The 15,254-nt window shown below is 61.7% G+C and carries 13 protein-coding genes, 1 pseudogene and 1 riboswitch; of the genes and pseudogenes, 6 read left to right on the forward strand and 8 right to left on the reverse strand.

From position 1 onward, the window contains the following. Positions 1 to 7 precede the first annotated feature (7 nt). Positions 8 to 667, reverse strand: coding sequence for a protein-L-isoaspartate O-methyltransferase (locus tag V7M64_RS10195; protein WP_333679037.1), 660 nt, complete (start codon positions 665 to 667; stop codon positions 8 to 10). Between the two features lie 160 nt (positions 668 to 827). Beyond that, entirely contained in the window at positions 828 to 1,136 is a 309-nt protein-coding gene (locus tag V7M64_RS10200; protein WP_333679038.1) for a hypothetical protein, read from the reverse strand. Between the two features lie 106 nt (positions 1,137 to 1,242). Here V7M64_RS10200 and V7M64_RS10205 point away from each other — a divergent pair, with 106 nt between their 5' ends. The 4 genes from V7M64_RS10205 (at position 1,243) to V7M64_RS10220 (ending at position 5,540) form a co-directional block, all read left to right on the forward strand. Continuing rightward, the gene (locus tag V7M64_RS10205) at positions 1,243 to 1,896 is read left to right on the forward strand and encodes a TetR/AcrR family transcriptional regulator (protein ID WP_333679039.1); all 654 of its coding nucleotides are present in this window, start codon (positions 1,243 to 1,245) and stop codon (positions 1,894 to 1,896) included. Positions 1,897 to 1,955: 59 nt separating this feature from the next. Further along, positions 1,956 to 2,051, forward strand: a riboswitch (TPP riboswitch). Positions 2,052 to 2,183: 132 nt separating this feature from the next. Continuing rightward, the gene (thiC, locus tag V7M64_RS10210) at positions 2,184 to 4,061 is read left to right on the forward strand and encodes a phosphomethylpyrimidine synthase ThiC (protein ID WP_333679063.1); all 1,878 of its coding nucleotides are present in this window, start codon (positions 2,184 to 2,186) and stop codon (positions 4,059 to 4,061) included. Positions 4,062 to 4,183: 122 nt separating this feature from the next. Continuing rightward, the gene (locus V7M64_RS10215) at positions 4,184 to 4,516 is read left to right on the forward strand and encodes a DUF3224 domain-containing protein (RefSeq protein WP_333679040.1); all 333 of its coding nucleotides are present in this window, start codon (positions 4,184 to 4,186) and stop codon (positions 4,514 to 4,516) included. A 451-nt stretch (positions 4,517 to 4,967) separates the two neighbouring features. Next, positions 4,968 to 5,540: a ferritin-like domain-containing protein gene (locus tag V7M64_RS10220; protein ID WP_333679041.1), complete on the forward strand. Its 573-nt coding sequence runs from the start codon at positions 4,968 to 4,970 to the stop codon at positions 5,538 to 5,540. A 163-nt stretch (positions 5,541 to 5,703) separates the two neighbouring features. On the opposite strand, the gene V7M64_RS10225 is transcribed toward V7M64_RS10220, so the two are convergent. Both V7M64_RS10225 and V7M64_RS10230 read right to left on the reverse strand, forming a co-directional pair. Then, complete coding sequence (locus V7M64_RS10225) at positions 5,704 to 6,720, reverse strand: zinc-binding alcohol dehydrogenase family protein (protein ID WP_333679042.1); 1,017 nt, start codon at positions 6,718 to 6,720, stop codon at positions 5,704 to 5,706. A gap of 195 nt (positions 6,721 to 6,915) precedes the next feature. Continuing rightward, complete coding sequence (locus V7M64_RS10230) at positions 6,916 to 8,127, reverse strand: MFS transporter (RefSeq protein ID WP_333679043.1); 1,212 nt, start codon at positions 8,125 to 8,127, stop codon at positions 6,916 to 6,918. A gap of 102 nt (positions 8,128 to 8,229) precedes the next feature. Here V7M64_RS10230 and V7M64_RS10235 point away from each other — a divergent pair. Next, positions 8,230 to 9,155, forward strand: a pseudogene (locus tag V7M64_RS10235) (LysR family transcriptional regulator). A 116-nt stretch (positions 9,156 to 9,271) separates the two neighbouring features. On the opposite strand, the gene ppa reads toward V7M64_RS10235, so the two are convergent. Next, a complete protein-coding gene (gene ppa, locus V7M64_RS10240; protein WP_333679044.1) occupies positions 9,272 to 9,805 on the reverse strand; it encodes an inorganic diphosphatase in 534 nt (177 codons plus the stop codon). Positions 9,806 to 9,970: 165 nt separating this feature from the next. After that, on the reverse strand, positions 9,971 to 11,404 hold the full coding sequence (locus V7M64_RS10245) for a PLP-dependent aminotransferase family protein (protein ID WP_333679045.1): 1,434 nt from the start codon (positions 11,402 to 11,404) through the stop codon (positions 9,971 to 9,973). A gap of 246 nt (positions 11,405 to 11,650) precedes the next feature. Between V7M64_RS10245 and V7M64_RS10250 the strand changes: the two genes are divergently transcribed. Next, positions 11,651 to 12,136, forward strand: a complete 486-nt coding sequence (locus V7M64_RS10250; protein ID WP_333679046.1) for a hypothetical protein — start codon at positions 11,651 to 11,653, stop codon at positions 12,134 to 12,136. 22 nt (positions 12,137 to 12,158) lie between these two features. Here the strand turns inward: V7M64_RS10250 and V7M64_RS10255 are convergent, their stop codons facing one another. After that, complete coding sequence (locus V7M64_RS10255; protein WP_333679047.1) at positions 12,159 to 13,016, reverse strand: 2OG-Fe(II) oxygenase; 858 nt, start codon at positions 13,014 to 13,016, stop codon at positions 12,159 to 12,161. 143 nt (positions 13,017 to 13,159) lie between these two features. Next, on the reverse strand, positions 13,160 to 15,238 hold the full coding sequence (locus V7M64_RS10260) for a prolyl oligopeptidase family serine peptidase (protein WP_333679064.1): 2,079 nt from the start codon (positions 15,236 to 15,238) through the stop codon (positions 13,160 to 13,162). Between the last annotated feature and the right edge of the window lie 16 nt (positions 15,239 to 15,254).

Consider the following 15,254-nt stretch of genomic DNA (forward strand, 5'->3'; position numbering starts at 1 on the left):
ATCAGGGTCAAAAAACGAATCGGCGGGGTGGTTCGGCGTGCGCGAGATAGGGCAGATCCGTCTCGAACAGGCTTTCCTCGCGATAGCGGCCGTTGCCTTCGTGCGTGAGCACCAGCACCTGCTGCACGGGCGACTCGCCGCGAACGACGAGCAACCGGCCGCCGGGCTTGAGCCAGCTGAGGAAACGGTCGGGAATACGGTAAACGGCGCCAGTGACAATCACCGCATCGAACGTGCCTTGCGGCTGCCAGCCGCTTACGGCTTCGCCGGTCAGCAATTGCACATTGGCGATGCCGGCCGCTTTCAGGCGTTCAGCGGCGGCAGCAGTGAAGTCGGCATGGATATCCACGCTGGTGACATGGCCGGCCAGGCTGGCCAGGCAGGCGGTGAGGAAGCCCGAACCGGTGCCGATTTCCAGCACACTGTCTTCGGGTTTCAATTCCAGGGCCTGCAGCACGCGGCCTTCGATCACCGGCTTCATCATCACTTCGCCGTGGCCAAGCGGCAGGTTCAGGTCGGCGAAGGCCAGTTGGCGATGCGCAGGCGGCACGAAGTCTTCGCGACGGACGTGACGCAGCACGTCAAGCACGCGACCATCCAGTACCTCCCAGGGGCGCACCTGGTTCTCAACCATGTTTTGACGCGCCTGATCGAAGTTCATCGCCATGAAAACCAGCCTATACGGATCAAAAAAGATCAAAAAGGATAAGCGTTTAGACCCCGTTTCGACAATGGTAAGGTTGCGGTGCGACATGCCGTACACGAAGTGCCGGAAGTCATCGCAACGACCTGACGTAAGTCATGCAATCTCCTGTGTCCGCGGACACTTACGCGCTCTTCCGATGCAAGCGAACAGCGCTCAAACCCAGCCCGGGAGGCAGGCGCGAAAGGGCCGTTTCGGTACCCGCGCCGAGCGCCGGATCAAGCCGCTCGATGCGCCCAAGCAACCATTCGCCGCGCGATCCCGCCGCAACGCACCACCACGCCAGCCAACGGCACAAACGATGCTTGTCCGTAGCATCCAGAGTCGGCATCAGGGCGCGGATCGCGAATACCTGTCTGCGCGCTGTCCGGCTATCTTCCAGCCACGCCGAAAGCAGGCGCTGGATCTTGCGGTAGGGAGCGCTGAGCGCCATTTCTGGAGTCGTTACGCACATGGGCCGAAATATTCGGTATCATTCGGAAAATAAGTAAACCGGCCCGTATATTAAATTGGGTTTTCTGATTTGTGAAGGTGCATCTATGAACTCGATCCCGCTAGCCAAGCCGCATGGGCCAGGTCGCCCTAAGGACATGGAAAAGCGCGCGGCCATTCTCGAGGCCGCCAAGGCTCTGTTCATACGCAATGCCTTCGCCGGCACCAGCATGGATGCCATCGCCGCGGAGGCGGGCGTATCCAAACTTACGGTCTACAGTCATTTCGGTGATAAGGACAACCTGTTCCGCGAGGTCATCCGCGCACGCATCCAGGATCTCCTGCCCGAAGAGACCTACCAGTTCGACTCCAGCACCGATATCGGCGAGATCCTCAACCGCATCGCCCTCACGCACGCGCGCCTGGATTGCGATCCGGAAACCGTGGGGACGTTCCGCGCCATTCTCAGCGACTGCCGCCAAGGCAATCCGCGTTACGGCAAGTTGATGTGGGAAGAAGGCCCGATGCGCTCCCGTGCCCTGCTGGAGCGCCTGCTGCAACAGGCGGTGGATGCCGGCAAGCTCGACATCGCCAACGTGCCGCGCGCGGCCACGCAGTTCATTTCGCTGATCAAGGGCGATTCCATGATGCGGCACATGTTCGGCTGCGTCGATTGCCAGCAGGCCTACGCCAGGGAAATCGAAGAAAACGCCCGCGCCAGCGTCACCATGTTCCTGCGCGCCTACGCGCCTTCGCACTGAGCTACAGCTAGCCTGCACTCGTTTATCACCCCGCTTCATGGTCAAATAGCGGGGCTGTTGTTAGGAAGCGGGGGTGCCGACCACCTGTCGGCTGAGAGAGTCCCTTCGAACCTGATCCGGTTAGCACCGGTGTAGGGAGCTTCGTCGCACGATCACCGCCGTGCGTTGGCGCCATCGCTTCAGTTGCTCGTATGCGAATCCGTTCGCAACACCCCGCACATCCATGTGCGGATTTCCCAACAAAGCGCGTTCCCCCGGGATACCGCTTGAGCACTGGACGAATGCCGATGAATGCCTTGCCCTCCGAACTCGTGCGCGCCGCGCAAGAACTCTCCGAAGCCGTCACGCGCCCGATTCCGGGTTCGCGCAAGATCCACGTCCAGGGCAGCCGTCCTGATCTGAACGTGCCGATGCGCGAAATCACGCAGGCGCAGACACCGACCTTGTTCGGCGGCGAGGCCAATCCGGATATCACCGTTTACGATACGTCCGGTCCGTATACCGATCCTGGCTACACCGTCGATCTCGTAGCAGGCCTGCCAGCGTTGCGTGCGCCGTGGATCATGGAGCGCGGCGACGTCGAGCAGTTGCCGGGACTCACCTCCGCCTTTGGTCGCGAGCGCGCCGCCGATGCCAAGCTGGATGCCGTGCGCTTCGGCCACACGCGCGCACCGTTGCGCGCCAAAGCCGGTGCCAACGTCACGCAGATGCACTACGCGCGCCGCGGGATCGTCACGCCGGAGATGGAATACATCGCCATCCGCGAAAACCAGCGGGTCGAGGCGCTCAAGCACAGCGCGCTGTGCAAGCAGCATCCGGGCGAATCGTTCGGCGCCTCGCTGCCCAAACTGATCACGCCCGAATTCGTGCGCGACGAAGTGGCGCGCGGGCGCGCCATCATTCCCGCCAACATCAACCATCCGGAAAGCGAGCCGATGATCATCGGCCGCAACTTCCTCACCAAGATCAACGCGAACATCGGCAACAGCGCGGTCAGTTCCGGCATTGCCGAGGAAGTGGAAAAACTGGTGTGGGCGATCCGCTGGGGCGGCGACACCGTAATGGATCTTTCCACCGGCAAGAACATCCATGAAACGCGCGAATGGATCATCCGCAATTCGCCGGTGCCGATCGGCACGGTGCCGATCTACCAGGCGCTGGAAAAAGTCGGCGGCGTCGCTGAAGACCTGACTTGGGAATTGTTCCGCGACACGCTGGTCGAGCAGGCCGAGCAAGGCGTGGATTATTTCACCATCCATGCCGGCGTGCTGCTGCGCTTCGTGCCCCTTACCGCCAGGCGTGTTACCGGCATCGTCTCGCGCGGGGGCTCGATCATGGCCAAGTGGTGCCTGGCGCACCACCGGGAAAATTTCCTCTACACGCACTTCGAGGAAATCTGCGACATCATGAAAGCCTACGACGTATCCTTCAGCCTCGGCGACGGCCTGCGTCCGGGATGCGTGGCGGATGCGAACGATGCGGCGCAATTCGGTGAACTGGACACGCTGGGCGAACTCACGCAAATCGCCTGGAAACACGACGTGCAAGTGATGATCGAAGGCCCCGGCCACGTGCCGATGCAGTTGATCAAGGAAAACATGGAACGCCAGCTGGAGAAGTGCCACGAAGCACCGTTCTACACGCTGGGGCCACTCACCACCGACATCGCACCCGGCTACGACCACATCACCAGCGCCATCGGCGCGGCGATGATCGGCTGGTTCGGCACTGCCATGCTCTGCTACGTCACGCCGAAAGAACATCTTGGCCTGCCGAACAAGCAGGACGTGCGCGACGGCATCATCGCCTACAAGATCGCCGCACACGCGGCCGATCTCGCCAAGGGGCATCCAGGTGCACAGGTGCGCGACAACGCACTCAGCAAGGCACGCTTCGAATTCCGTTGGGATGACCAGTTCAACCTCGGCCTCGATCCGGACAAGGCGCGCGAATTCCACGACGAGACGCTGCCGAAGGATGCACACAAATCCGCGCACTTCTGCTCCATGTGCGGTCCGAAGTTCTGTTCGATGAAGATCACCCAGGACGTACGCGATTACGCCGCCGAGCACGGAGTGAATGAAACCGCCGCGCTGGAAGAAGGGATGGCCGAGAAAGCAGCGGAATTCCGCGCGCAAGGCGCCGAGGTTTATCACAAGGCGTAATGCTTGCATCGACGCATGCCTTGCCCGTCGCCCCGGCAAAGGCCGGGGCTCGGGACCTTGGGCATTCCAGATTCCGGTCCGTATCCCGAGTAATGTCCAATAACCAAAAAAGGCGATGTGCCATGCAGGCAAAGGGACCCTTCGACGTGAAGCTCGCACCGCAGCCGGCAGCGCCCGGCATCGAGCAGGCCAACCTTGGGCGGATGACGCTCGACAAGCAATTCCACGGCGATCTTGAGGCCACCAGCCTTGGCGAAATGCTTTCCGCCATGGGACAGGTGCAGGGCTCAGCTGGCTACGTGGCGATCGAGCGCGTGACCGGTTCTTTGCACGGCAAACAAGGCAGCTTCGTGTTGCAGCATCACGGCATCATGAATCGTGGCGTGCCGGAGTTGTCGGTAACCGTCGTGCCGGATTCGGGAACGGATGCATTGACGGGTTTAAGGCAACACTGATTAAGTATCGCCGTCGTCACCCGCCCTGTCTGTTCGCAGGCCACAGGGGCGCCGGCGAAGGCAGACTGGCTGTCTGTCGAGACGGCGGACCGAAGGCATGCGAACAGACAGGGCTGGCCCCAACAGGTTGAATACAAAGTGATGGGGTGATGTCTGGAAGGCCCGCAGGCTGCGCCGCGCGGCTTGGGCAAGACGGCCAGTCTTCCCGGCGCCACGCGACACACCCTGCGAGCCTTCCAGACATCATGACGACGGCGATACTTAATCAGTGTTGCCTTAACTGGCTCCATGCAGATTCAGATCGAACAAGGCAAGCATTTCTACGTCTTCGATTACGAGCTGACATAGCGATCGGGCTGGGCGGAACGCCTTCGCGACTTTATTTTCACCCGTACTTCGCGGCGGCAAAGACAGGATGGCAGGCAGCAACGGCTCAATGCGGGAGATAGCCATGGCGTCCAAGCCCTTTCTCACTGACATCCAGACCATTCGCAAGCGCGCGCGGGAACATATCGAAAAAGGCGCGATCACCGAGGGCTACAAAGCCGATCGCGATACCGTGGTCAAGCTGCTCAATGAAGCGCTCGCCACCGAAATCGTGTGCACCTTACGCTATAAGCGGCACTACTACATGGCGTCGGGTATTCACGCCAAGAGTGTGGCGGAAGAATTCCTGGAGCACGCGCGGGAAGAGGAAGAGCATGCCGACATGCTGGCGCGACGCATCACGCAACTCGATGGCGCGCCGAATTTCAATCCGGATGGTTTGCTGACACGCAGCCATTCCGATTACGTCGAAGGCGCCGATCTGGTGGACATGCTCAAGGAAGATCTGATCGCCGAACGCATCGCCATCGATAGCTACCGTGATATCGCCCAATACCTTGGCAATGATGACCCCACCTCGCGTCGCGTGATGGAAGAAATTCTGGCGAAGGAGGAGGAGCACGCCGAAGATCTGTCGACGTTGCTCGAGGAGCTGGGCAAGAAGGGCGAGCCGGCCAAGCCGATGGTGCATCACTGAAGCTACTCGTCGCCCAGCGAAGGCCGGGCCCACGTACACCATCTGCATTTTGTGGCAATCCACGCAGTCGTCATTCCCGCGAAAGCGGAATCCATCTTCGATTTCGGCGTTAGAACAACATGGATTCCCGCTTTCGCGGGAATGACGGCCTTATGAGAACCAGCTACCAGCCCGCAAGCACCAGCTTGCCAATCGTGCTGCCCGACTCCAATCGCCGGTGCGCGTCACGCAGGTTTTCCGCATTGATCGGGCTCAACGTCTCGCGTTGGATGCCCCGTAGCTCGCCTTCGTCCATCAACGCCGCCACACGTTCCAGGATGCGTCCTTGCTCGCCCATATCGGCGGTTTGGTAGCGTGGCCGCGCAAACATCATTTCCCAATGGATGCCAATGCATTTGGCTTTGTAGGGATCGCCGATGTGCACGGGCGTCTTCGGTTCCACGATCAAGCCGACATGTCCTTGTGGCGCCAGCAGTTCGCCGAGTTCGGTCCAGTAGTGGGCGGTGTCGGCCAAATTGAGCACGGCGTCAACTTCATTGAAACCCAGTGCGTTCAGTTGTGGCGTCAACGGCTGACGATGATCGATCACATGCTGCGCCCCCATCGCACGGCACCACGCCTGCGTTTCGGCCCGCGATGCCGTGGCGATCACGGTGAAGCCGGCGCGGCGCGCTAGTTGGATGGCCATCGAACCTACCCCGCCGGCACCTGCAATCACCAGCAGCGACTTGCCGTCGCCACCACGTTCGGGCCGATACGGCATACGATGGAACAGCAACTCCCACGCGGTGATGGCGACCAACGGCAATGCCGCGGCGGCAGCGGCATCCAGCCGGCGCGGACGGCGTGCAACCAGGCGCGCATCCACCGCCTGGTATTGGGCATTGCTGCCGGCGCGCGTAACGTCACCGGCGTAATACACCTCGTCGCCCGGCCCGAAGCCGGTAACGTCGGTGCCTACCGCGTCGACCGTGCCAGCGGCATCGAAGCCGAGCACGCGCGGCTGTGCTTCCACGTTTGGCTTGGGCGAGCGCAGCTTGGTATCGACCGGGTTGACGGATACCGCTTCCACGCGCACCAGCAGATCGTGCGGACCGATCTCCGGCTTGGGCAGCTCCACGTCGAGCAGTGACTGCGGATCATCGATAGGCAGATAACGGGTGAGGGCGACGGCTTTCATCATGGGTCTCCAACGGTTGACGAGGTCTGGACGGCCGGCGGTGTGCGCTTGGCGAATTGGCCATTCCAATACGGGTAGTGGGGATAAGGTGGCGTGACGGCGTTGACGGCATCCGGTCGTGCGATCTGTTCGCGGCTCAGATTCCAGCCGAAGTTTTTGTTCTTTGCGTGCTCCCATTGCGCGGTGAGGCCACTATCAGGCGCTACGGCTCGGGCACGTATTCGCTGGCAGGCGCGGCAGATTCGTTTCGCGCTGCCACGCCCACAAGGCGATCAATAAGCCCGAGAAAGTAACGAGCGCCGCTATCCAGGTGAGCGCGCCGAGGCCAGGGCCGCGTATCACCACGATGCCGCCGAGCCATGCGCCGAGGGCATTGCCGAGATTGAACGCGCCGATGTTCAAGCTGGAGGCCAGGCTCTTCGCATCTTCCGCCTTGTGCAGCACCCACAACTGCAGCGGTGGAACGGTGGCGAAGGCGGCAATGCCGAGCAGTCCCACGAACAATACCGCCAGCATTTTGCTGTGCAGCGCGAATGTCATCACGCCAAGCACCACCATCAGTGCGACCAGCGTCAGCAGCAAGGCACGTGTCAAATGGCGATCGGCAAGCTTGCCGCCAAGCAGGTTGCCGGCGACCAGGCCCACGCCAAACATCAGCAGGATGGGCGATACCGCGCTTTGCGCAAATCCGGTCACCTCGGTGAGGATCGGCTGGATATAGGTGAACACGGTAAACACGCCGGCAAAGCCAAGCACTGTCATCAGCAAGCCAAGTAGCACGGAGGGATTGCCAATGACGCGCAATTCTTCGCGCACTGCGATGCGCTTGCCATGTTCATGGCTCGCGGGCACCAGTGCGGCAATCACCAGCATGGCAACGACGCCGATTGCGGCAACGGCCCAGAATGTCGAACGCCAGCCAAAGTGCAAACCCAGCCATGCACCCGCCGGCACACCCAGCAAGGTGGCGATAGTGAGGCCGGTGAACATGATCGAGATCGCCGAAGCGCGACGAGCTGCCGCCACCAGGCTGGTGGCGACCACGGAGCCGACACCGAAGAACGTGCCGTGCGCCAGCGAGGTGATCACGCGTGCGAGCAGCAGCACCGTGTAGTTCGGCGCCATCGCACAGCAGATATTGCCGAGCGTGAAGATCGCCATCAGCCCGATCAGCACCGCCTTGCGCGGCCAGCGGCTGGTGGCGATGGTCAGTATCGGCGCGCCCACGAACACGCCGAGCGCGTAACCGGAAATCAGCAGGCCGGCGGTGGCGATGCTCACTTGCAGATCGGTCGCCACCTGGATCAGCAGGCCCATGATCACGAACTCGGTGGTGCCAATGCCGAAAGCGCCGGCAGCCAATGCGTACAGCGCCAGCGGCATAGGGCGGGAGGGGGAGGTGGCCATGCAATCGACTCCATCGAAAAGCGATGGGCTGCAGCGTAGGCGCTTGCATCTTCAGCAAAAACCACCAGGATGGCGAATCACTTTCAATAATTCATTGAAAATATGGATCGCGTCGGCGACCTCATCTTGTTCATGCGCGTGCTGGATCAGGGCTCGATCAGCGCTGCCGCACGCAGCCTGGATCTTTCCGTCGCCGTCGCCAGCCAGCGTTTGAAGCGGTTGGAACAGCATCTGGGCGTACGGCTACTGCATCGGACCACGCGTCGGCTGAGCCCCACGCCGGAAGGCCTGGCCCTGGCCGAGCAAGGACGGACCCTGGTGGAGGATCTGGAGGCGCTGACGTCAGGGCTGCGCCAAGGCGCCTCGGATGTGGGTGGGACCCTGCGCCTTACGGCCTCCGCATCGTTCGGCCGCCAATTTGTCTCGCCGCTGCTGCCGGCCTTCATGGCGCGCTATCCGCGCGTGCGTTTGAGCGTGCACTTCAGCGACGAGCTGCAGGACTTGGTCAGTGCCGGCTTCGATCTTGCCATTCGCATCGGCGCACTGCATGACTCGCGCTTGGTGGCGCGCAAGCTGGCGGCGAACCGGCGCGTGCTGTGCGCCTCGCCTGATTATTTGCGGCGCTTTGGAGCGCCGAAAACGCCGGAGGAGCTGGGCAAACACGAATGCCTGATGCTGGTCGGCAGCCATGGCCGCCAGGACATCTGGCGCCTGCACGATGCGCAAGGCCAGTTGCACACGGTGCGGATCAATGGCCGGCTGGAATCGACGCTGGGCGAAATGCTGCGCGACGCGACGCGGCGCTGGCCGGACTGGGCATTGCGCAGCATTCCACCTGGCACGTGTGCGATGACTTGCGCGCGGGGCGATTGAAAGTGGTGCTGCCGGAGTATGCGATTGCCGAGACGGGTATCTATGCGGTGATGCCGCAACGGCGATTGGTGCCGCTGCGCGTGCGGGCGTTTGCGGATTTCCTGGCGGAGCAGTTTGGCGACGTACCACCGTGGGAGCGGGGTTTGGACGTTTAAACGTCCACTGACGGCACGGGCATCAACGTTACCGATCCGTCGTACCGGCGAATGCCGGGTCCAGTGCCTGCAAGTCGCCGGGTCCCGGCTTTGCCGGGACGACGATATATCTGGCCTTACGCCTTCTGCTTGCAACGCCCCACGCCAGCAATGATTTCGGCCTTGGCTTCAGCCGCGCCCACCCAGCCTTCCAGCTTCACCCACTTGCCCTTCTCGAGATCCTTGTAGTGCTCGAAGAAGTGGCCGATGCGCTCCAGCCAATGACCGGACACGCCCTTGATGTCTTCAATGTGCGCGTAGCCCGGGAAGATCTTCTTCGACGGGATCACCACCAGCTTCTCATCCGAACCGGCCTCGTCGGTCATCTTCAGCATGCCGACCGGATGGCAGCGGATCACCGAACCCGGTACCAGCGGCAGCGGCAGGATGACCAGCGCGTCGAGCGGGTCGCCGTCGCCGCCCAGGGTGCCCGGCACATAGCCGTAGTTGCAGGGGTAGCGCATGGGAGTGGAGAGGATGCGATCCACGAAAATCGCACCGCTTTCCTTGTCCACTTCATATTTGACCGGCTCCGCATCCTTCGGAATCTCGATGACGACGTTGATCTCGTTCGGCACGTCGCGGCCGGCGCTAACCATATCCAGGCCCATGGGGCACTCCTCACATCTTTGCCAAAGCAGGGAAAGCCGCTCAGCATAAGGCAAAGCTTGTCGCGGTGCACCAAGCGCTGCTGGCCCTTCGTTCCGAAGCTTATGAAAAAACTTCCAACCGGCCGCTCTGGCCGAGGGCGGCAGGACTGCTGCCCGGCTGCGGCCTTACGCCTGCTCCATGTAGTCCAGGCATTGGCCGAACAAGCGCATCGCTTCCCGCAACTCGTTCACCGACAGCCCGCAATAACCCAGCAACAAGCCCTGCCGCTGTGGCGCATGCACATACAGCGGACTCATCGGGTGAAGTCCCAGGCCATGTTCGTGCGCATAGGCGACCAGCGCTTCGCGACGTGGCGCATCATAGCCGCGGAGCCACACCACCAGGTGCATGCCGGCGGGCGTATCGGTGATCTCGACACGATCGCGCGCATGCTCCTGCAAACCGGCAATCAGCATGTCCCGTCGCGCCTTCAGCTCCTTGCGCGCTGCGCGCAGATGGCGCTCGAAGCCGCCATCTTCCATGAAGCGCGCCAAGGCCGCTTGCTCGATGACCGGGCAAACCATGTCCGTCAGGTATTTCGCGTTGAGGAAATCGTCGCGCAGCGCGGCCGGCATCACCATGTACGCGAGTCGCAAGCCACCGAACATTACCTTGGAAAACGTGCCGACATAGATCACGCGGTCCTGTTCGTCGAGCGAACGCAAGGCTGCCAGCGGATGAGCGTCGTAGCGGAATTCGCCGTCGTAATCGTCTTCCAGGATCCAGCATTGGTGGCGATCGGCGTAATGCAAAAGATCGAGCCTGCGCTGCATGGAAAGCACGGCGCCGGTAGGAAAATGATGCGAAGGCGTGACGTAAATCAGGCGCGGCGATTGCTCGGGAAGCTCGCTGCAAATCAATCCGTGCTCGTCCGTGCATACGCTGACCAGCTCGGCGCCATGTGCAGCCAACGCTTGGTGCGCTAGAAAATAGTGCGGCTCTTCCAGCACCACGGAATCGCCTTCATTCACCAGCACCCGCGCAGCCAGGGTAATAGCCTGTTGCGTACCCGTGACGATCAGCACGTCGTCCGGTTCCGCCTGCACGCCGCGGCGACGCGCCAGGTACTCACAAGTCTGCTTGCGCAGCGCGCCGAGCCCCGCCAGTTCCACCGCGTTGAGGCGGGTATACACGGCCGCGCGGGCAAGTTGCCGCCCCCACGCATTGTTGAGCGTGGGATTGATCATCGGATAACCGTATTCCAAGTTGTAACGCAGGCCCCGATGCATGCGCGGGATATCCCAGTTGCGCACCTTGCGCGCCCGTTCTGCATAGCGGGAAGGCGCATCAATGTCGGTGCGCGCGTGATGCACCAGCGGCCTGGCTTGCAGATGGCTGACGAAGCTGCCCGAGCCTACCCGGCCGTCGATAAAGCCTTCCGCACGCAGCTGTTCGTAAGCGGCGAGTACGGTGGTACGCGAAATCTCCAGCTCGTGCGCCAATTCACGCGTGGGTGGCAGCTGCGTGCCCGCAGCAATGCGGCCGTCGAGAATGGATGTTTTCAGTGCACGCGTCAGCTGATCGTAAAGCGGACCCCGCCCGTCGAGTTCTAGAAACACGCAACGCCCTCCTAATGGCCCTAACAAAATAAGGGCAATTGGCTATGGAGGCCATGTGCCGACTTTCATAGTCTGGACCGGTCGCAGGGCTCGCTAACAAAATTTTATCGTCAGATCCTCCCCAGGCAGACGAACCCGGCGGCGACGGCGTCTCCCTCACTTCCCGCTCCCGCGAAGCAGTTGTCCCACGCAACGCTTCGCGGGCTTTTCTCGGCTGGCATCTTCGTTCTGATCGAGTGATAACCCATGTCAGTACCTTTTGATCCTTGCGCGCCCGGGCATTTGCGCGCGCATCCCACCTTGCTGTTTGCCGCATTGGTTATCGTGGTGCTCGCCACGGCGGATCTTCTGTTTGCATGTTCGTTCTGGTATGCGCTGTATCGCGTGCCGCCCATGCGCATCCTGCAGAACATCGCTGCGGGCTTGCTGGGCAAGCGTGCCTTTCTCGGTAGCGGCACGATAGCGCTGGGCGCGCTGCTGCACTACGTCATCATGAGCGTGATGGTAAGTGTGTATTACCTCGCCAGCCGGCGCGTGGATGCGTTAGTCGAGCAACCCTGGTTGTATGGCTGCTTGTATGGGGTGGGGCTTTTCGTGGTGATGAATTTGATTGTCGTGCCGCTGTCGGCGGTGCCGAAAACGCCGGTGCCGACGAGCTGGGTGGCCAGCAGCATCGTGGTGCATGTGATCATCGGCCTGGTGATTGCCTTGAGCCTGCGACGAGCGGGGTAATCGCTGCCTCAAACGGAGAGCGTCAGCGCGATGCCTTCTGAAACGGATGTTCGCGCAACCATTTGGTGGCGATCCATTTCTCGCCTTTCTCCACCGGCAACCCGGCGTGCAGTGATGCCTCGTCGCCGGTGTCGTAAGCGAAATAGACGGCCGAACCACGCAGCGCCGTGACCGTAAGGCCCACTTCCGGAAAGGCCGTGCCGCCGCCTGCATCAGGCGTGTTCAAGTACATCACCAGGCTGGCAATGCGTTGACCGCCTTGGGCCGTGATGGCGGCAAACCCGGGTTGGTCGGGATTGAACCAGTCGTAGTGCGCGTCATATTGCTGGCCAGGACGATAATGCAACACCTGCAAGCCTTCGCCGTGATCAACCGGAATGCTGAGCATGGTGGCGATGCGTTGTTCGATGCGTTGGATCAACGGTGTTTCGCCAATGGTGAAGAACATGCCTTCGCTGGTGCGGCGCGCATCGATCTGCTGCTTGCCGGCGCTGTCGACCGTCTTGGCACGTTGCAGGCGTGGCGTGGCCTGCTCGATCAACGCCGTGCATTCGTCGGCAGAAAGAAAATCATTGAGCACGCGCAGCGCTGGCGATTCCATGCTGAGACCCACCTGGACGGTATGGCCATTGACCACCAGCCGCGGTGCTTGCGGATGCCGTGTGCGTCGGCCCTGGCTTTTGGGCGCGGGTGCTTGCGTATGTGCATCCAGTGCCGCCATCGGCATGTTCAACACGGAGGCGACGATGCTGCGGCTTTGCCGCGGGTCGTAGCCGGTCTCCTGCATCATCTTCAACACGATGTCGACGCTGTGGCCTGCACGCGTGGTGGTGAGAATCCATTCGCGGAGCTCGGGGCGTATCGGGAGGTGCGATTTCATGGCGCGATTTTAGCCGCTGCATCGTAAGCGCGCGTAGGCTGGGATGAAATCCCAGCTTTTGGCCGGCACATGATGCTGGGATTTCATCCCTGCCTACGTCGCCAGCGCCCCCCCCTGTGCGAGCAGAGGGCGCGGTAACGCGCTTACTTCAATCGATCCCACAGGAACTCATAAGCCAATGCGTGCATATACGCCGCCTGCTTGTTGTCCGCGCCGGCGCCGTGGCCGCCTTCGGTGTTCTCGTAGAACCATACGTTCTTGTAACCCATGCCTTCCATCTTCGCCGCCATCTTGCGCGCCTGCACCGGCCCGACGCGATCGTCGCTGGTGGTGGTGTAGAACAGCACGGAAGGATAAGTCGCATCGGCTTTGACGTTCTGGTAAGGCGAGAACGTCTTGATGAAAGCCCACTGCTTGGGATCGTCCGGATTGCCGTATTCGGCGATCCACGAGGCGCCCGCGGAAAGATGCACGTAGCGTTTCATATCCAGCAGTGGCACTTCGCAGGCGATGGCGCCGAACAGCTGTGGATACAGCGTCAGCATGTTGCCCATCAGCAGGCCGCCGTTGCTGCCGCCTTCGGCGCCCAGGTGTTTGGATGAGGTAACGCCACGCTTGATCAGGTCACTCGCCACAGCTGAAAAGTCCTCGTACGCACGCGGGCGATTCGCTTGCAGTGCAGCCTGGTGCCAGCGCGGGCCGTATTCGCCACCGCCGCGGATATTGGCGATCACGTAGACGCCGCCGCGATCCAGCCAGGCACGGCCGATGCTGCCGCTGTAGAACGGCTGCAGCGAGACCTCGAAACCGCCGTAGCCGTAGAGCAGGGTGCGATGGCTACCGTCGAGCTTGAGGTTCTTCGGGGCGATCTCGAAGTAGGGCACCTGCGTGCCGTCCTTGGAGGTGACGAAGTGCTGGCTTACCTCGTATTTCGACGCGTCGAAGAACGCCGGGCTCTGCTTGATCGCCTGCGCCTGGCCATCATCCAGCACGCCACGTTCCAGCGATGACGGCGTCAGGAAGCCGGTCACGCTGAGCCAGTACTCGTCGCTGTGGTCCGGATCCGTGTCCACCACCGAGACGGTGCTGAACTTGGGTGCGCCTGGCATGTCTTCGCGTGCCCAGGTGCCGTCGGTTTTTGGCGTGAGCACATCTAGGCGGCTCTTGACGTCGTCCATGATGTCGAGAATCAGGTGATGCTGCGTCCACGCATAATTCGACAGGGCCGTGTGCTGGTCCGGTGCGAACAGCGTGGTGAACTGGCGCTTGCCGGCCATGAAATCATCGAACTTGATGGCGATCAGCGCACCAGAGGGGTACGTGTTGCCGCCCACCGTCCATGCGTTGCGCAACTGCACCAACAGCCATTCACGATGCGGATCGACCATCGCGGCGTCCGCCGGCACGTCCAGATGGATCAGCTTGCCGTCCTTGAGCTGATACGTGTCGCTGTGAAAGAAGTCGTGCGCGACGCTAACGAAATCACGTTCGAAGCCTGGCGTGCGGTCGTGATTGGCGCTGACGGCAAGGTCCTCCATCTTGCCTTCGTACACCGTGGTGGCTGCGCTCAGTGGCGTGCCCCGCTTCCACACTTTCGCAATGCGCGGATAACTCGACGTGGTCATGGAGCCGGGTCCAAAATCGGTGCCCACATAAATGTGGTCCTGATCGATCCAGCCGACCTGCGTCTTGGCCACCGGCAAGCGGAAACCGTCTTGCACGAATGACTTGCTGGGAATGTCGAACTCGCGCATTTCCACCGCATCGCCCCCATCCGGGGACAGGTTGAGCAGGCAGCGCTTGTAGTCGGGCTTCAGGCAATCGCTGCCTTTGAATACCCAGCGCTTGCCTTCGGCCTTGTTTAGCGCGTCGATATCCAGCAGCACATCCCACTTGGGCTCGGCTTTGCGATATTCCTCCAGCGTGGTACGGCGCCAGAGTCCGCGCGGATGCTCCTTGTCCTGCCAGAAGTTGTAGAGGTAATCGCCGCGCCGTTCCACGTAGGGAATGCGTGCATCGGAATCGAGCACTTCCAGGATGCGGTCGCGCGTATGCGCAAAGGCCGGGTTGTCGGCGAACTGCTTCTGGGTGACGGCGTTCTGGGCCTTTACCCAGTCCATCGCACGCGTGCCGTGGATGTCTTCCAGCCAGAGGTAAGGATCGTCGGAACTTGCAGCGGCGCCGGGCGCCGGAGTGTCTTGGGCTTGGGTCATGCCGCCCATTATGACGGCGAGCGCC

Source organism: Dyella sp. (assembly GCF_036746095.1).
Taxonomy (GTDB): domain Bacteria; phylum Pseudomonadota; class Gammaproteobacteria; order Xanthomonadales; family Rhodanobacteraceae; genus Dyella_B.